The organism is Vibrio sp. FF266 (genome assembly GCF_041439695.1).
Taxonomy (GTDB): Bacteria; Pseudomonadota; Gammaproteobacteria; order Enterobacterales; family Vibrionaceae; genus Vibrio; species Vibrio tasmaniensis_A.
This window is the reverse complement of the sequence record NZ_JBGOOO010000015.1, coordinates 24,102-41,794: the sequence shown is the minus strand read 5'-3', so window position 1 is coordinate 41,794 and position 17,693 is coordinate 24,102. Positions and strand designations below refer to the sequence as shown.

Annotated in this window: 12 protein-coding genes; 4 read left to right on the top strand and 8 right to left on the bottom strand. The window is 44.1% G+C overall.

Annotated features, from left to right (window positions below; genetic code table 11):
• Positions 1–124: 124 nt before the first annotated feature.
• The 5 genes from mrdA to ACED59_RS13005 all read right to left on the bottom strand — a co-directional run bounded on the left by mrdA (position 125) and on the right by ACED59_RS13005 (position 8,042).
• A complete protein-coding gene (gene mrdA, locus ACED59_RS13025; RefSeq protein WP_017097931.1) occupies positions 125–2,023 on the bottom strand; it encodes a penicillin-binding protein 2 in 1,899 nt (632 codons plus the stop codon).
• A 242-nt stretch (positions 2,024–2,265) separates the two neighbouring features.
• Positions 2,266–3,939 carry a P-loop domain-containing protein gene (locus ACED59_RS13020; RefSeq protein ID WP_371704992.1) on the bottom strand — a complete coding sequence of 558 codons (1,674 nt, stop codon included), beginning with the start codon at positions 3,937–3,939 and terminating at the stop codon, positions 2,266–2,268.
• Positions 3,940–4,057: 118 nt separating this feature from the next.
• Complete coding sequence (locus ACED59_RS13015) at positions 4,058–5,965, bottom strand: GGDEF and EAL domain-containing protein (protein ID WP_017097929.1); 1,908 nt, start codon at positions 5,963–5,965, stop codon at positions 4,058–4,060.
• A 178-nt stretch (positions 5,966–6,143) separates the two neighbouring features.
• Positions 6,144–7,343 (bottom strand): enoyl-ACP reductase FabV, encoded by a 1,200-nt coding sequence (gene fabV / locus ACED59_RS13010; RefSeq protein ID WP_017097928.1) that lies wholly within the window; start codon positions 7,341–7,343, stop codon positions 6,144–6,146.
• A gap of 81 nt (positions 7,344–7,424) precedes the next feature.
• Positions 7,425–8,042: an arylesterase gene (locus tag ACED59_RS13005; protein ID WP_012600647.1), complete on the bottom strand. Its 618-nt coding sequence runs from the start codon at positions 8,040–8,042 to the stop codon at positions 7,425–7,427.
• On the opposite strand from ACED59_RS13005, the gene ACED59_RS13000 reads away from it, so the two are divergent.
• The 3 genes from ACED59_RS13000 to ACED59_RS12990 all read left to right on the top strand — a co-directional run bounded on the left by ACED59_RS13000 (position 8,041) and on the right by ACED59_RS12990 (position 13,142).
• Positions 8,041–8,715 carry an ABC transporter ATP-binding protein gene (locus ACED59_RS13000; protein ID WP_009845334.1) on the top strand — a complete coding sequence of 225 codons (675 nt, stop codon included), beginning with the start codon at positions 8,041–8,043 and terminating at the stop codon, positions 8,713–8,715. The genes ACED59_RS13005 and ACED59_RS13000 overlap by 2 nt on opposite strands.
• A 1-nt stretch (position 8,716) precedes the next feature.
• On the top strand, positions 8,717–11,155 hold the full coding sequence (locus ACED59_RS12995) for an ABC transporter permease (protein WP_017097927.1): 2,439 nt from the start codon (positions 8,717–8,719) through the stop codon (positions 11,153–11,155).
• 532 nt (positions 11,156–11,687) lie between these two features.
• Positions 11,688–13,142 (top strand): FAD-dependent oxidoreductase, encoded by a 1,455-nt coding sequence (locus ACED59_RS12990; protein WP_017097926.1) that lies wholly within the window; start codon positions 11,688–11,690, stop codon positions 13,140–13,142.
• Between the two features lie 168 nt (positions 13,143–13,310).
• On the opposite strand, the gene ACED59_RS12985 is transcribed toward ACED59_RS12990, so the two are convergent.
• The 3 genes from ACED59_RS12985 to ACED59_RS12975 form a co-directional block, all read right to left on the bottom strand.
• Positions 13,311–14,261, bottom strand: a complete 951-nt coding sequence (locus tag ACED59_RS12985) for a biotin-dependent carboxyltransferase family protein (RefSeq protein ID WP_029223944.1) — start codon at positions 14,259–14,261, stop codon at positions 13,311–13,313.
• Positions 14,254–15,021: an allophanate hydrolase subunit 1 gene (locus ACED59_RS12980; RefSeq protein ID WP_017097924.1), complete on the bottom strand. Its 768-nt coding sequence runs from the start codon at positions 15,019–15,021 to the stop codon at positions 14,254–14,256. Before ACED59_RS12980 ends, ACED59_RS12985 begins: the two co-directional genes overlap by 8 nt.
• 224 nt (positions 15,022–15,245) lie before the next feature.
• Positions 15,246–15,989, bottom strand: a complete 744-nt coding sequence (locus tag ACED59_RS12975; RefSeq protein WP_029223943.1) for a 5-oxoprolinase subunit PxpA — start codon at positions 15,987–15,989, stop codon at positions 15,246–15,248.
• 453 nt (positions 15,990–16,442) lie between these two features.
• Between ACED59_RS12975 and galE the strand changes: the two genes are divergently transcribed.
• The gene (gene galE / locus ACED59_RS12970) at positions 16,443–17,456 is read left to right on the top strand and encodes a UDP-glucose 4-epimerase GalE (protein WP_371704991.1); all 1,014 of its coding nucleotides are present in this window, start codon (positions 16,443–16,445) and stop codon (positions 17,454–17,456) included.
• Positions 17,457–17,693: the final 237 nt, after the last annotated feature.

The window sequence follows — 17,693 nt, the reverse complement described above, 5'->3', positions numbered from 1 at the left end:
ATATAAAATTGAAAGCCCCATGTTGTGAGTGACACAAGTGGGGCTTTGTCGTCATTATGCTTGTATTGTTACTAGGCTATGCGTTGTTACTAGATTAAGCGTCGTTACAACTTCATTTATTGTGCTATGAGTGATCTTTGTTTTCTCCACTCTTATGTTCGAATGCATAGTCGAGTACTTTACGGATATAAGGAGCACCGACCTTGGAACCACCATTACCGTGCTCGATGACCACAGTCGCAACATATTCAGGGTGTTCGTAAGGTGCGAATGCCGTGTAAAGCGCGTGGTCGAGTAAATGCCGAGCCAGTTTCTTGGAGTTGTAGACCTGATCTTTCGCAAGATCAAATACTTGGGCTGTACCCGATTTACCGCCGCTAGTGTAATCAGCTCCTTTAAATGCACGTCTGCCGCTACCTCGACTGCCGTGGTTTACGAGTCGCATCGCATTAATAGGTACATCCCATATCTCGTCTGGTACTTCAGTGATCGACAGCATCGGCTCAGGTTCAACCAGTTTTTGCGTATCAAAATCTTCACCGTGATCTAAGGTAGCTCTCAAGATATGAGGTGGCATTACCTTCCCATGATTAACTAGTACCGAGGTTGCTTTGGCAAGTTGCATTGGCGTGGATGTCCAATACCCTTGACCAATACCAATAGGGACGGTGTCACCTTGATACCAAGGGGTACGATAACGCATCATCTTCCACTCTCGAGTTGGCATGTTGGCGGTACTTTCTTCATAGATATCGATGCCCGTAGGTTCACCAAAACCAAAGCGATTCATCCAACTTGAGATGCGGTCGATACCTAAATCAAAGGCGGTTTGATAGAAGAATGAATCCACCGACTCTTCAATCGCTTGAGTTACGTCAACAGGACCGTGACCCCAGCGTTTCCAGTCTCGCCATGATTTAGAGTTGCGTTTGGAACCGGGAATTTGCCATGAACCGTGATCATCACGAATGGTGTTTTCTGATATAACATGCTCTTGTAATCCAGCAACGGCCATAAATGGTTTTATGGTGGATGCTGGAGGGTAAACGCCCAGTGTGGTGCGATTCACCAACGGGTGAGCAGGGTCATTCAATAGACGTTGGTAATTCTTACTCGAAATGCCGTCGACAAATAGATTAGGGTCATAACTTGGGCTAGATGCCATCGCCAGTACACTGTTGTCTTTCGGATCGAGGATAACCGCACTTCCGGTTCGGTGATCAAGTTGCTCAAATACGTATTTTTGCAGTTCAAGGTCAATATTTAATACTATGTCTTTGCCTGCAACTGGCGACACGTACTCAATAGTCCGAACAACACGGCCACGACTGTTTACTTCAACTTCTTGATAGCCTTTGGTTCCGTGTAGGATATCTTCGTAATAGCGTTCGACACCGAGCTTACCGATAATGGTCGTCGCTTGATAATTCGCTTCGATGCCTTTTTCTTCTAGCTTCTTTAGGTCACTATCATTGATGTGTGCCACATACCCTAAGACATGTGTCAGCACCTCTCCATTTGGGTAAAAGCGCTTTAAGTTCGTATCAATCGATAAGCCGGGGAATTGGTACTGGTGCACCGAGAACTTAGCAATCTCTTCTTCACTTAGGTTCTCTAATATAGTGACAGATTTGAAACGGCGCGTGTTGTGATAACGTTTTTTAAATCGAGCGATCTGCTCAACATCACGCGGGATGTATTTGTCGAGCTTGGCGAGCATGGTATCGACATCATCTGTTTGCTCGGGAATCATCGTTAGATTAAACACAAGCTTGTTCTCGGCAAGCAACACACCATTACGATCGTAAATTAGCCCGCGAGTAGGCGCGATAGGCAATACTTTGATTCTGTTGCCATCAGCACGAGTTTGATAGCTTTCAAAATTGTCGACTTGAAGTCGGTACAGGTTGGCGACTAAGACGAGAGTGAACAGTAAGATCCCACAAAACGCCACGATTACACGGTTTTTGAATAGGTTTACTTCGATTTTATGGTCACGCATCTTAACGCGTTTATGATTCATTGAAGCCTCAAGAGTCTGTTACATTTAGTTACACCTATCGAGTCGGAACTTTATCTGAATATCGCCATAGTTTTGTAAAAGTTGTGTCATGATTTTGGGGATTTCTATGATTAGAGCGCTGACCAACAATGTAGTCACGTAAAGAGTGGGTGAATCAGTTAGAAATATAGGAATTGAACGAAAAAAACGGCCCTCATAAATGAGAGCCGTAATACGAGATAAGGTTAACTTAACGCGACATATTAGTTCGAGTTGGAGTTCGAGTTCGAAGGTTTGAACTGAGATTTACGCATACGGTTTAGTGCGGCCATTACATCCAATACTCTTGGTTTCGCTAAGTCACCGTAGTTTGGCATGTTCACGTGCCACTCATCGCTTAAGATAGCGCTAAACTCTTTAGCAGGGTTGTTTGACCAACCTGGAGTTTGTGCAAACTGGAACCAGGCCCAACCAATCGCGTTCACTTCTGACGTTGATTCTAACTGCTCTAATGCAGAAAGGTCCGCGAATTCCTTGCCAAAACGCAGTGACTCTTTGCCTTTTGCGTTAACTCGGAATTTGCCGTCAGTAAGAATGTTCATCAATGCTGCACGGTTTAACGAACGAGGAACAAACGTTTCTAATGCGGTCTCACATTCGTTAGTTCGCTGAGCAGGGTGTTGAGCGATGACTTCTTGTGCTTTATCAGTTACGTCTACTGCTTGGTAGTCGTGCATTTGAATCACAGTGTCAGCCACGTCTAGGTAATCGCCAGAACCACCCATTACAACAATGGTAGAGATATCCATCTCTTCACGTAGTTGGCCAATACGGTCAACAAGTGGAGTGATTGGCTCAGCACCTTTTGATACTAGCGCTTGCATACGTTCGTCACGAATCATGAAGTTAGTCGCTGACGTATCTTCATCGATAAGGAGCGTTTGAACGCCTGCTTCAATCGATTCTTGTAGCCAAGCCGCTTGCGATGTAGAACCTGATGCATCTTGTGTGCTGAAATTAGACGTGTCTTTCTGCATTGGTAAATGGTTGATGTAGTTTGAAAGATTCAAGTTGTGTACACATCGGCCATCTTCAGCACGGATCTTCATCGTATCGGTCGCAGTCACGATACCTTCACGGCCATCACCAGGAATATGGTTATAGATAGAACGTTCAACGGCGTTCAATAGTGTAGATTTACCATGGAAACCACCACCAACGATCAGCGTGATGCCTTTAGGAATACCCAGGCCAGTCACATCACCTTGGTTTGGCGCGTTTAGCGTCACACTTAAAGACTCTGGTGCTAGGAAAGGAACCGCGCCTTTCATTGGCAGGTCGCAGTTACCTGCAATACGAGGTAATACACTGCCATTTGCAACGAATGCTGCTAGGTTGTTTTCTTCCAATTGAGCACGCAATGCGTCTTGGTCTTCAACAGTTTCACAATGCTTAATCATCGCTTCGATGTTGAGTTCGCGTTCAAGCGTTGCGCGACGAATAAACTTAGGCAAATAGAATGTAATGATGTTGATTGCTTTCTTTGCAAGAATACTACGACCATCAGCGGGTAGGTTGATACGAAAACGAATTTCGATACCGTGCTCGGTGAAAACCACAGATGTGTTATCCAAAACAGTTTGGCCTGTTAGTGCGATAGACACGGTCGCTTCTTGCTTAGCAAATTCAGAGAAGCTACGTGCAATAAAATCACGCGCTGCTACTTGGTATTCGTAAGATTTTTCTTTAAGCCAATCTAACCCTGTTAACGACCAAGCGCGTGTTGCGCGAAAACGTGAAGATGATGCATACGGGTCACCTTGAACGTGGTCGATGTGTAATTCGAAATCAGCAAAGTCGTATTGACCTTTAATTTGTTGATATGCGCGGAAGTTTTGTTTTTCGAGCTTTTTAAGCTTTGCAGTCAACTGATCCATAACGAGGAATGCCTATATAAAGGGAAGATAAAACAGAAAGGCGGCGATTATAAAAATCACCACCTATAGAGTAAAGAGAAAGTAGGCCTAAATCCAAAACAAAGTGCTCTTTTTCGCCTTAAGCGTAACGAGTTGTCCCCAAATAGTTTTGATTGATTAAGCTGTGTTCGAATTCTTGGCTCGGCATTGGCTTGCCATAAAGGTAACCTTGTCCCACATCACAGCCTTCATTGATGATAAATTGCTCCTGAACCTCCGATTCAATGCCTTCAATCGTGACTTTTAAGTCGAGCTTTTTCGCGATTTGGACTATGGACCGAACGATCTCTGAGTCTTCCTGTGAGTTGAGCATTTGGTCGATGAAGCTCTTATCAATTTTAATCGTATCGAATGGGAATTTCTTAAGGTAACTGAATGAGGCATAGCCCGTCCCAAAGTCGTCCAGTGACAATGTAACGCCAATGTTGTGTAACGATTCCAATGTGTTTTTCGCGACGACTTCATCTGCAATGAGGCAACTTTCCGTGACTTCAAGTTCTAAGAAATGAGGTTCTAGGTGATAGGTTTCCAACAGGTGAATAATTTGGTCTGCGAAATCAACATTCTTTAATTGAATAGCAGATACGTTTACGGCTATTTTGAAATCTTCAACGTATTCGGACCACTCTTTCGCTTGCTCAATCGCGTTGCGCAGAGCAAAATTTCCTACTTCGAAAATTAACCCGTTTTGCTCGGCCATGTGTATTAAGGTTTCGTTAGAGATATCTCCCAAAACGGGGTGTCGCCAACGCAGTAGAGCCTCTGCACCAACCCAGCGATGAGTCAACGGGCATACTTTAGGCTGAAAATAGAGCATAAGGTCATCATTGCGAACCGCTTGGAGTAAATAACCTTCAATCTTATTAATATGGCTTTGTTCTTCAGCATGAGACTGAGAATAGTAAGCGAACTTCTGTCCGGAATCTTTACATGCCAGCATCGCTTCTGAAGATTTTTGGATAATACTGTCAGCACCATCGTCGTGATCAGTAATCGCAATCCCTATAAAGGCATGCAGATGAACTTTGTCACTACCGATGTCAAATTCTGAATGACCCACTTTTACTAATGTCTGGCATAGTTCTTCGATACGCTGGTGCAAATCTTTAACGCTGAACGCCAACACAAGGTCAACTGAAGTAGGGCGCGCAGTTAGTACCTCGACATCAGAGATACTGTCGATGCGTTGCCGGTATTCAACAAGCACTTGGTCTAACGCGTTGTAGCCATATCGAGCTTGAATGCGCCTGCCATTAGTAAATCCAATATGGATTACTGCGAGTGAGCCACCAGTAAACCTTTGTTGTGACAACAACTTCTGATCTAAGCGCGATTCAAAAGCACTTCGGTTCAAAAAACCCGTGCCGAGATCGTGATTTTTTTGGAAATTGATCTCTTGTTCTGCCGCTCTGCGCTTATCAATCTCTTGGTTTAATGAATAATTAAGACTCGCGAGATCTTTAGTGCGAGTCGCAACTCGGCTTTTTAAGTCACGATTCATTTGAGTGAGCTTAGCGTGTTGAAACAAGGTTTTTAATTGAGATTCTATAGAGGTGCGAAAGCTTTCTAATAGCTTAATATAGGTAGGCGTGTAGTGATTTTCTTTCGAGTCCAAGATACAAATGGTGCCGAACAATTCGCCGTTAGGCCAAAATAGCGGAATGCCACAATAAGAGATTAAGCCAAGCTTTGTGTCGGGGTTGTTTTTCCAATCAACATCGGCAAGCGCATTGGGTACTAAAAGCTGCTGCTGAGACTCCATCACCGTTTCGCAGTAAAGCCCATTTCCTAATGTTTCAGAATCGCCTTTGTTATAAGGGTTATCCCGACTGTGGCTGGTAGAGAAAACTTCAATGTAGTTGGTATGAACACGCATGATAAGTGCAGCAGGCACTTGAGTGATTTGAGCTAAGAGGTCGACAATATTCTGCCAGCTGGAGGCCATATCGTCAGGGATATCTAAGTCTATCGTTTTTATCTTCTTCATATGACTCCGAGTCAATTATGCTAAATGCATCAACACATCCTGTGTTAATTAAGATGAACCAAATAAACTGTGAATATTACATTAACTAAGTATAAGAAATGTTGCACAAAAAAACCTCCGCAATTTTGCGGAGGTTTTCAAATGTGAATCTGGGTCTCAGTAATGAGATAAGTTTCGATTAAGGCTTTAACTTTATAAAATCATCAGTGTTAAGTTTCTCTTTATAGTCTACCGATGGTTGAGCAAAACCGTTCAACTGTAAAAACTCTTCTTTAAAACCTTGATAGTCACCGATTGATTGGAAGTTGTTTTCATCCATAGCTTCAAGTAGTTCAGTCACATGAGCTTGGGTTTCTGGGTCGAGTTCCCATTCATCCATCCGAATTAGGCGCTCGCCATCAAGTGGTACTTTGGTTTGTCCATACAGCTTACTGCTGAATAAGCGTTGCATTTGTTGGATACAACCTTCGTGGGTCTCTTTTTCTTTCATCACTCTATATAAAGCGAGTAGGTAAGGGCTTAGCCCCGGAATGAACACACTCGCTTTGGTCACTAATGCTTTACACACGGTCGCGTAAGCATTACCACCAAAGTTTGCTAGTTCAAGGTTAAGTGCGTGACTGGTTTGATGAAGGTCTATTTTAGCGCGGCCCAAAGTACCGTCTAAGTAGATAGGGTGCGTGACTTCTGGACCAACGTAAGAAAAAGCAATGGTTTTGCAACCTGGGGCAATAGATTCAGCATTGATCAGCTCATCTATCCACTGTTCCCAATCTTCGCCGCCCATGACTTTGAGTGTGCTTTCGGCTTCTTCTTCCGTTGCAGCATCAAGTGTGTTGGTCACCCAGTTGTCGTGTTCTAGGGAGATAGTCGCACCAGTCACGCTTTCACCGATTGGCTTAATGGCAGAGCGCCAGAATTCTTCGGTATTTGGTTTGGGTCTTACGCCAGCGGCTAAGCTGTAGATAATCAGATCCACTTCACCTTCGAAGTAGGTTTCAATGGCTTCGACAACTTGTGAACGTGTTTCTTGTGAAAATGCGTCGCCAACAATGTTGATAGCAGTGCGTTGCTCTCGTTCGGCTTCTTTTTTGAAATAGATGTTGTTGTACCAACCAGCGCTGCCTAGGGATTTTTCGTTAGGACCGCGCTCGAATGAGACGCCGATGGTGTCAGCTTTTGCACCGCCAAAGGTAAGGGCAATGCGAGCGGCAAGGCCAAAGCCAGAGGAAGCACCGATAATCAGTACTCGCTTAGGGCCATCTTTGATCTGCGGCGCACTCTTAACAAACTTGATTTGTTGCTTTACGGCTTCTTGACAGCCTAGAGGGTGAGCGCTTTTGGCTACCACACCCTTGATAATAGGTTCGATCAGCATAAATAACCTTACAGTTAACGGTGATATGCACTCAGGCTAACGTAAAGCTGTGTAAAATTTATTGAGCTAGACCATTAAAACCTAAAGATACTGATATAATTCTTTGGCGACAAATTCAGCAATCCAAGGCTGAGCTTCTGGTTTTGGATGCAGTCCATCGTTCATCATCCACTCCGGTTTGAGGATGATATGCTCTAGAAAAAACGGTAAAAGTGGCACGCTTTGTTGATCAGCAAGCGCTGCAAAGACGTATTCAAACTGCTGGTTGTAACGCTTACCGTAATTCGGTGGGATTTTAATCTTCATCATAATAGGTTTCGCGCCCGCAGCTTTTATCTGCTTAATGATTTGATCAAGGTTCGCAGACATCAGCTTAGGTGGGAATCCACGAAGACCATCATTCGCACCGAGTTCGATAAGAACAGTGTCTGGGGCGTGTTCTTCAAGCAATTGTGGTAAACGAGCTAAGCCATTGCCAGTTGTGTCACCAGAAATACTTCCGTTGACCACGGTTACCGTTTTGTCATGCTTTGCTAACGCGTCTGGTAACAGGCTTGGCCAACTCTGTTTGATGTCCATGTTATAACCAGCACTCAGGCTATCACCAAGCACCAGTAACTTAGAATCTAACTCGGTATCTTGAGCCAAAGAAGCGGTTGAAAATATAATTAAGAATAAAAAGGAAATTAGTCGAGTCATGCATACATCCATCATAAAAGCAGAAGCTGTTTCCAAGACAGTGTCTACTAATCAAGAACATTTAACAATCTTAGAGCATGTTGATATCGATATTCGTGAGGGTGAAACGGTTGCGATTGTCGGTACTTCAGGTGCGGGTAAATCCACGTTAATGACACTGCTTGCAGGGCTCGATGTGCCAACTTCTGGCGAAATCAGTTTGTTAGGCCAACCTCTATCACAGCTTGATGACGAAGCGAGAGCCAAAATCCGCAGTGAATCCGTTGGGTTTGTTTTCCAAAGCTTCTTATTGATCCCAAGCCTTTCTGCCCTGCAAAACGTCACGTTGCCTTGTTTGTTGAAAGGTGAAGACGAAGACATCGAACGTGCGACGGCTTTGCTTGAATCAGTCGGCTTGAAAGACAGGCTTGATCACTTGCCGTCTCAACTGTCCGGTGGTGAACAACAAAGGGTAGCATTGGCTCGTGCGTTTATGATTAAGCCTAAAATTTTGTTCGCCGATGAACCAACGGGCAACCTAGACCAACAAACGGCAGCGAAAATCGTCGAGCTGTTGTTCGAACTTAATTCATCGCACGGCACCACGCTTGTTCTCGTCACGCACGACCCTAAACTCGCACAGCGTTGCCAGCGAACCTTGAAAATGCATGTCGGTCACATAGAGGAAGTGTAAATTGAATTCATCACACGGACTGAACAAACGACTGTTTTCATGGAGCATCGAAGAGATTCGACATGGTCAGCTATGGCCGGTATCCATCGCTCTAACGCTCATTATAGCTTGTGTGTTCGCGCTTTCAGCTTTAGCTGAGCGTATGGAACAAGTGATCGTAAAGCAGGGCAAAGATGCGTTAACCGCCGACAGTGTATTTGTATCGGCAAACCCAATCCCCCAACCTTTATTAGACCTGACTCAGGTTGAACAGTTAGAAAGCTCTCAGTTAACTCGCTTCTCAACCATGGCATTCAGTGATAACTCGATGCAGTTGGTTACTGTTAAAGCCGTAGAGAGCAATTACCCTTTACGCGGTGAAATGATACTGGAAGGCGCAGATAACGCGGCAAGCAATCATGTTGAACCGGGGGAATTGTGGCTTGATGAGCGTATATTTGCTCAGCTAGAAGTTGAGATAGGTGACAATGTCACGATAGGCGATGCCGATTTAACAATCACAGGGCGTATCGCTCAAGAACCGGGCCTGAGTTTTAACCCTTTCCAACAAATGCCCGCAGTGCTGATTCATACAAGTGGCATCGATGCCACTGGCGCTATTCAACCTGGCAGCCGTGTTAGCTTTAGATTGTTTTTAAATGGTGATGAATCGAAACTCAAAGCAGCACAAGACAGTATCGAACTGACACCAAGTGATCGCTGGCGTACACAAGACTCAGCCAGTCGTACCAACGAGATGTTCGAAAGTACGACTCAATACTTATCGCTAACGGTTGCTATCGTTGTGATCATGGCTGCGACCACTTTGGTACTCACTTGCCAACATTATGTTGCGAGTCGTCGTAAAACCATTGCGATGCTTAAGAGTTTAGGTGCGAGCAAGCAGTGGATCGTTAAATGGTTGTCTGTACAGGTGTCTCTGTTGGTGGTTATCGGTGCAGTACTGGGAATTACCATCGGTATCGGCTTAGAATTTTTGCTTCGTATACCTCTGGGCGACTTATTACCAACACCACTTCCTAGCTATGGTATTGAACCTGTCATTTTGGCGATTTTATCAAGCATTCTCATTGGTGTGCCTGCTCTTGGTATTCCGTTAATTGGCTTGGTAAGCACTTCGGCAATCAGCGTGATTCAATCAAGTCACCAGTCTAATGAAAGCTACAAGAAATACCTGTTGTTGCTAGTACCTATTATTCCAATGATGCTGATGTACGGTGACAATCTGTTGGTATGGATAGTTCTAGCGGGTATCGCTTGCCTGTTCTTAGTACTCGCGATTGTCAGTACGTTTGTTCTGCGTTTGGTGGGTCAACTGCCGACGTCGACATCTATGCGCTTGGCATTGAGCCGAATTAATCGCACACCATTAGCAACAGGGATTCAATTTGGTTCTTTAGCGCTGTCTTTGATGCTGTTATCGATCATATGGCTAGTGAGAAGTGACTTGTTGTCAGATTGGCAGCAAACTTTGCCCGAGAACGCACCTAATGCGTTTGCGCTGAATATTGCGAGCTATGAGAAAGACAGTTATCTCGAGACGATTGATGCAAACGAAGTAGAGCGTACTCAAGCGTTTCCAATTATACGAGGAAGGCTCACAACCATTAACGGCGTTGAGGCGGCGAAATACAGCGAGACCTCAGAAGAAACAGATGCACTAAGTCGCGAGATCAACTTCACTTGGGGAGATAGCCTGCCTGAGTACAATGAAGTATTAGAAGGCAGCTGGACACAAGAGCAGGGCGTATCTGTGGAATCCGATGTCGCAGAGCAACTTGGTTTGAAAATTGGCGATGATCTTTCATTCACAATCAACAGCCAGAACGTCTCTGCCAAGGTGAACAGCATCCGAAAAGTAGAATGGCGTGAAATGAAGCCAAACTTCTATTTCATTTTTACTCCCGATGTTTTAAGCGCTATTCCTTCTACTTGGTTGGTGAGCTTCAGATTAGAAGAGCAACACAACCAAATGCTCAACGAATTATCTCGAAATCACCCGACCGTGAGTTTGATGGACATTCGTAAAATGGGTAGCAAGATCCAAGAGTTGCTCAAACAGATTGTTTGGTCGATAACCGTACTTGCCGCGTTAGGTGTAGTGGCGGGGCTATTGCTTATCTTCACTCTGTTGCGACTGAGCTTATCTCAAAGACAACAAGAGATACGCTTGTACCGAACCTTAGGCGCGAGTAAGAAGCGTATTCTCAACACTATTTGGTGTGAATACGGGGTGATGGCGTTAGTAGCTGGCTCAATTGCTGCGCTAGGTTCTGAACTCAGTGTTGCAGGGGTAATGAACTTTGGCTTTGAGTTAGAACCTTCACTCCACCCAATACTGTGGATAGCGCTACCCGTGCTGACGTTTATCACATTGGCCGCGGTAGTGAATAGCTTAATCAAACGTTTGTTGGCACCAGTAAACAAGGATTTTGGTTAGTCGCTAGCAAGATCTAACCAAATGCTTAAAACGGTCTAAAAGTGACATTACTTATACTTAGTCGTTCACTATTTATAAGACGTCTCTTTAGACCGCTTTTTATTTGACCAATGCGTAGCACAAGTTACGAACATCGCACCTTAATTTCCCAATTTTTTAGTATTTTTTAAAACTAATTGCGCAATAATGCCGATTTAATGAACAGCGGTTAGTCCCTGTAAACAAAGGGTTTGCGCAACTTAGCAAGAACGTTATCAACAGTTATCCACAAAAACGGTGGATAACTTTAGGGATAAGTTAACATCTATGTTTTAAGAGTACTGAGGCAGCCTTTATGTGGCGTCACTTAGGACAAATGTGACGGTTATAATAACCTTTAAAACTCAATCTGGAGTTATTGAGTCAAGAGATTATTTAGGTTTTTTACATAGATATTAAATACTGCCTATCTAAGACCTTGATAAAAATGTGTTTTAATTCGTAGCAGAACAAAAGTAGAATAGCGGCAGTTAATCATATTCTACAGAACACGATGAACCACAACAAAACGGATACAAATCAGCCTTCTATTGCCATTGTTGGTGGTGGTATTGCCGGAACGACGAGCGCAATTCATTTTAGTGAGTTGGGTTATAAGGTCACTATTTTGGAAAAAGGACCGAGTTTGGTTAATGGTCCACCAATTTGCCACCTGCACGCTGGCGGCAATTTGTATCGAGATATTTCTGTAGAGCAGTGTCTTCAGTTGCTCACGCAGTCAATTGATACCGTCCGCTTGTTTCCCCATACGATCAATATTCGTCCGACAATTATCGCTGTTCCACACAGTGATGGTGGAGAGCCGTTGGATCTTCTTCCGCGCCTAAAGATAATCAAGAACGCTTATGCTGAGCTTGTTAATCAAGATAAAAGCAACCAAGTGCTTGGTAAACCGGAAGAGTATTACAAGCTGTATAGTAAAGAAGAGTTACTAGCACTTGCTACTCAAACACAGCCTCTAAAACCAATATCGCTTGATGAATGGTGTATTCCTTTCGCTAAACATACGGATCTAGAAACCCTTAAGTATCCTGTTGCTATGGTTCAAGAGTATGGTTGGAGTGTATTCCGCTTATCTGCAACCGCTCAACTCTCTTTGGGGCAACAGTCTAATTGTACCGTGTTAACCAACAGCCGATTACAATCTGTTGAATCGTTAGCGCAAGGTTGGTCTTTGACTTATACAGACGCTGAGAACCAAAGCTGTCACCTAACGACCGACTACTTGATTAATGCAAGTGGCTTTGAAACGGGCATCGTGGATGACTTTGTCGGTTCTAAGCAACAAAGGCTTGTTGAGTTCAAAGCCGCATACGTTACGCAGTGGCCGTATTCGCAAGAATGTAAGGAAGAGTGGCCAGAGGTTATCTTCCATGGCCCGAGAGGCACACCGCAAGGCATGGCTCAGTTAACACCGTACGCTGATGGTGTATTCCAACTTCACGGTATGACAGAAGGGATTACTCTGTTTGAGGGTGGGCTTGTTTCATCATCAACAGATTCATCACAGCCTCAGCTGCCTTCTAAGCTTCTTAAGAAAATCGTATCAGGTTGGAGTGAAGAGCAGCTCGAATTAAGAACTCGAGCTGCGATAACACATATGTCTCAGTTCATCCCAAGTTTCAGCTCTGCACTGGTAGGTGGTAAGCCTCTGTTCGGTGCACAGCAGATTCCGGGAACCGATCCGAGCTTAAGAGCTTCAGACGTTTCATTCTGTGGTGATCGCTATGCTCGACTTGAAGTCGTCAAAGCTTCCTCAACCTTAGAGGCTGCGCAAAAGGTCGCTGAGCATTGGTTTAATGTCGCAGAATCAGTATCGATTGAAGATACACATTCAGTGACAATGTCACTTAATCTAAGTGATATTGAGAATAGAGCGATAGATTTGACACAAGAACGCGGATACCCAGAAGCCCTTGCAAAGGTATCAGGCCAAGATCACGCTTAATACTCAGTCACAATCTACTACGCTGAACATCTTCAATTCGGCTTGCGCGATAGGTAAGCCGAATCTTCATTCAAATGCCTGCTTAGATACCGAAACTTATCCGAATGACATCTCTCTAGCTAATGATTCTTAGCTACATAGCAATTAGCACATAACACATCGCAAAAACTAGTAGCCGAAAAATTGAGCCCACTGGCACCACACATCTTGTAATCCTAAGCGATCACCTTTACTAAACGAGACTTCATGTCCAGGTTTGGCTTGTGCTAAGCGCGGTAAATCGACTCTGGCGACACATCCAATCTTCGGATAGCCACCAATAGTCTGTCTGTCATTAAGCAACACAATAGGTTGCCCATCTTGGGGGATTTGAATCGCACCTAAGGCAATGCCTTCTGACAATAGCGAAATGTCAGGCGAGTCCACGGGGTCGCCACTGAGTCGATAACCCATGCGATTAGAATTTTGGTCAACATGATACTGTGCGTTATACAAAGTCGCTTTTGCTGACTCTGAGAACAGCTCGCTTTGATAGCCTTCAATCACTCGCAGGTTCACTGGTAGGTTGTAATTAGGCGTGTATCGGAAGGTGACACTCAACGCTTTAAACGAGCGAGAGAGTTGGTGTTGGGTAAAAGCAATGTGTTGCCCTTGCTGGCATGGCTCTCCATCTTGCGTTAATCCACCAATTTTTTCACGAGTCACTGTTGAACAGCTATCAAGAGTTGATGGAACATCGAAGCCCCCCTTAACGGCTAAATACGCCCTTAGACCATTTATAGGTAAACCAAATGAGAGAACTTGCCCTGCAAAAGCTTGAAAAGTACGCCAGTTAGACTGTGGTTTGCCATCGAGCTTCGCTTGTAAATCGCCACCACACAACGCCATTTCGCAATCAAAATCGATACGTAACGCACATTGCCCAAGCGTGATTTCCAACGCTGCTCGGTTGACTGGGTTTCCGAGCAGGTGATTGGCCCAGCTATACGAGTAATCATCAACAGGGCCGCCTTGTGTCAACCCGAGATGAGCGACACCAAATCGTCCGAAGTCTTGAATCAAACTCAACGGGCCGGGCTTAATGACTGTCAGCGTTGGTTTGGCTTTAGTCTTAACCATTAGCGACACCTCCACTAATCTCCATAAACCTAAGTTCAACAAATTCTTGTTTTGAAATCGCGATGAAACGGACCGTATCACCGACATTAAGCAGAGACAGCGGCGTTTGCGTGGTATCAGCGTTCTTTAATTGGCTGTGATCAAACAGTGCGAGTGGGCAATTGCCAATAATATTCCAACCGCCCGGTGAGTCCGAAGGATACACCGCCGTTTTCGTATCCGCGATGGCGATACTGCCTTTCGGCACACTTAAGCGTGGGGTTGAATGACGAGGCAAAGCAAGCTCGTTGACTACATCAGACATAAACGCAAAACCAGGCGTAAACCCAATGGCACTGACGCTGTAAGTCTGTGAGGTGTGATGTTGAATGATCTCATCTAGCGACATGCCTTTGGCTTGATATCGGTCTAAGTCGAGTGCTGTTTCTGGTGAGTAATAAGCGGGAAGCTCGATAGTGTTACGCGTTTTACTAACACTAGAGAAGGACGAAATAGCATGACTCAACAAAGAGTTGAGTTGTTCCATGAGCTGATGTTCTGAAATTCTATAAGGTAAGTAATCGACCAATATTGTTTGGTAAGCCGGTGTCACATTCATCAATACAGATGCTAAGTGTTGACGAATAGCATCGGAAAAATGAGCCATGTACTGCGCATATTCGGCGCTAGATTGATTATTTGAAGGCGATAGCGTCAAGGTCACCAAAACGCTGCATTCCGCGACTGGCGCTATATTGAATTCAATTTGATTCGTCGTCATTTCGTTTCCATACTTTTACTTGCCTTTGATTTACTTAGTGTCTTTCATTTGCTTATTTGCTTATTTGCTTATTTGCTTATTTGCTTATTTGCTTATTTGCTTATTTGGCGTTTCTAACTTCCGTGTCCAAACCAATACAAAGCAATTAGACCTTACGAGCAATTGGTTAGGTGCTCGTAAGGCGAGCGATAAGGCCATGCGTCATACCAATCACACGCTTCATATTAGTTAAAAGCGTTGAGGTCTTGTCTGATTTTTCTAATTAATGCGATGGATTGGGGGTTATCACCATGAACACAAATGGTATCGGCTTCAATAGGCAGTCTTTCACCTTCAATGGTCGTGACTGAACCGTAGTTAATGATTTGCATGACTTGGTTGTAGATGTCGTCTTGGTTGACGTAAACCGAGCCTTTTTGAGTTCGCGGCGATAACTGCCCATTATTCAAGTATGCACGGTCGGCAAACGCTTCAAACAAGAGGGGTAAGTCATGATCGTCAGCAATATCTAGATACTGTTGATTGTCTGATGAAGAGAGAATCATCAAGGGGATGTTAAATTCAGCGACGGCTTGGGCAACGGCATTAAACACATCAATGTTCGCCATCATATCGTTGTAAAGGGCGCCATGAGGTTTCACATAGCCAACAGAGGTGTGGTGATAGCGGCACAGCGCTTGTAGTGCACCGACTTGATAACAAACTAGCTCACTGATCTCGTCCATGGTATGAGGAATAGAACGGCGACCAAACCCAACTAAATCTTGATAACCAGGGTGGGCACCAATTTGGGTGTGATAGTACTGCGCCAGTTTTATGGTCTTAGACATAACGTGCGGATCAGACGCGTGAAAGCCACAAGCGATGTTTGCCATATCGACCCATTCCATGACCGACTCGTCATCGCCCATCTTCCAATTGCCGAAACTTTCTCCCATGTCGCAATTAAGCAAAATCTTCGTTGTCACGTGGTGCTAACCCTTTACGTTGAGGTGAGTAATGACGGTCTTATAAATACCATAAATAAACAGTGACCTAACTCAAATTTTCGACACCAAGAACTGCATTTACTATGAGGTCACGGCATGTATCAAACCCGCTAAAGAATGGATTGTGAAAAATGCTTCCTTTCATCAATAACGTATAGAAACTATGGTTAAAGATAATTGAAAAAGAAGCAATCGACAAACAGCGTTCCATCTACTTTGTTTCCAGTTTATGGAGCAAACATAGGGTGATGAATCATATGGCGACATTGATGTAACTCTGAAGGTTGGCAATGAAGGAACGGCTAAGCGAAACGCACCGGTCGATTTTTGTTCTCTCGTGCGGTGTATCTGCCATAGGCGTTTGTGACTCAACCCTAAGCTGTTGTATCATAAGTGATACGTTAAGTGGTTTTAATTAAAGGTCGGCTAAACATGAATGTTTTAGTTACAGGTGGCATGGGTTACATTGGTAGCCACACAAGTATCCAGATGATTAACGCAGGTATGACACCTGTACTTTTCGATAACTTGTATAACAGTAAACCAAGCGTTTTAGGACGTATCGAAAAAGTATCTGGCGTTCGTCCTGATTTCATTGAAGGTGATATTCGTGATAAAGCGCTTTTAACTGAAACCATGAAGCAACACAATATTGAAGCTGTTATTCATTTTGCGGGCCTGAAAGCGGTTGGCGAATCTGTTGCCAAACCTCTCGAATACTACGATAACAATGTAAATGGCACGTTAGTCCTTGTCGATGCAATGCGTGACGCTGACGTAAAAATATTAGTATTCAGCTCTTCAGCAACGGTTTATGGCGATCCTGCTAGTGTTCCTATCACAGAAGATTTTCCCACAAGCGCAACCAATCCTTACGGTCGTAGCAAGCTCATGGTTGAAGAGTGCTTAACTGACTTCCAAAAGGCTAACCCCGATTGGAGCATTACGTTATTACGTTACTTTAACCCCGTAGGTTCACACCCAAGTGGTGAACTCGGTGAAGACCCAAGTGGTATTCCAAACAACCTAATGCCATTTGTATCTCAAGTTGCAGTTGGCCGACGTGAATTCCTATCTGTATTTGGTAGTGATTACCCAACAAAGGATGGCACTGGTGTTCGTGATTACATCCACGTTATGGATCTGTCTGATGGACACATTGCAGCACTTGAGAAAGTAGGGCGTAAAGACGGTCTTCACATCTATAACCTAGGTACTGGCAACGGTTCAAGTGTATTAGATATGGTTAAAGCCTTCGAGAAAGCGAGCGGCCAAGCGATACCTTATAAACTCGTTGAGCATCGTCCAGGAGATATCGCAGAGTGTTGGGCCGACCCAGCGAAAGCTCAGAAAGAACTGGGGTGGAATGCGACACGCACACTGGCTGAAATGACTGAAGATACATGGCGCTGGCAATCAACAAATCCTGATGGTTTCCCTGGTTGATTGAGTGATTTCATGAATAGTTAACGTACAAAAAGATGCTCTAGGGCATCTTTTTTGATCTAAATCGAATAAAAAGTGATTTGGTGGTTAAAAAGTATCATTCTGTATCGGTTGTTGTTATCATGCTCGCGAATTATATGTTTAATGTTAATTTTCTTTGGAGTTAATCATGGAACTAGGCCTAATCATCACTTTCATCATTGCTGCTGCAGTAATGGTTAAGAAAGAAATGGCAGA

Bases quoted from the DNA above. Each gene is read 5' to 3' on its own strand.
- mrdA (WP_017097931.1), bottom strand. From the start codon at position 2,023: ATGAATCATAAACGCGTTAAGATGCGTGACCATAAAATCGAAGTAAAC.
- ACED59_RS13020 (WP_371704992.1), bottom strand. From the start codon at position 3,939: ATGGATCAGTTGACTGCAAAGCTTAAAAAGCTCGAAAAACAAAACTTC.
- ACED59_RS13015 (WP_017097929.1), bottom strand. From the start codon at position 5,965: ATGAAGAAGATAAAAACGATAGACTTAGATATCCCTGACGATATGGCC.
- fabV (WP_017097928.1), bottom strand. From the start codon at position 7,343: ATGCTGATCGAACCTATTATCAAGGGTGTGGTAGCCAAAAGCGCTCAC.
- ACED59_RS13000 (WP_009845334.1), top strand. From the start codon at position 8,041: ATGCATACATCCATCATAAAAGCAGAAGCTGTTTCCAAGACAGTGTCT.
- ACED59_RS13005 (WP_012600647.1), bottom strand. From the start codon at position 8,042: ATGACTCGACTAATTTCCTTTTTATTCTTAATTATATTTTCAACCGCT.
- ACED59_RS12990 (WP_017097926.1), top strand. From the start codon at position 11,688: ATGAACCACAACAAAACGGATACAAATCAGCCTTCTATTGCCATTGTT.
- ACED59_RS12985 (WP_029223944.1), bottom strand. From the start codon at position 14,261: ATGGTTAAGACTAAAGCCAAACCAACGCTGACAGTCATTAAGCCCGGC.
- ACED59_RS12980 (WP_017097924.1), bottom strand. From the start codon at position 15,021: ATGACGACGAATCAAATTGAATTCAATATAGCGCCAGTCGCGGAATGC.
- galE (WP_371704991.1), top strand. From the start codon at position 16,443: ATGAATGTTTTAGTTACAGGTGGCATGGGTTACATTGGTAGCCACACA.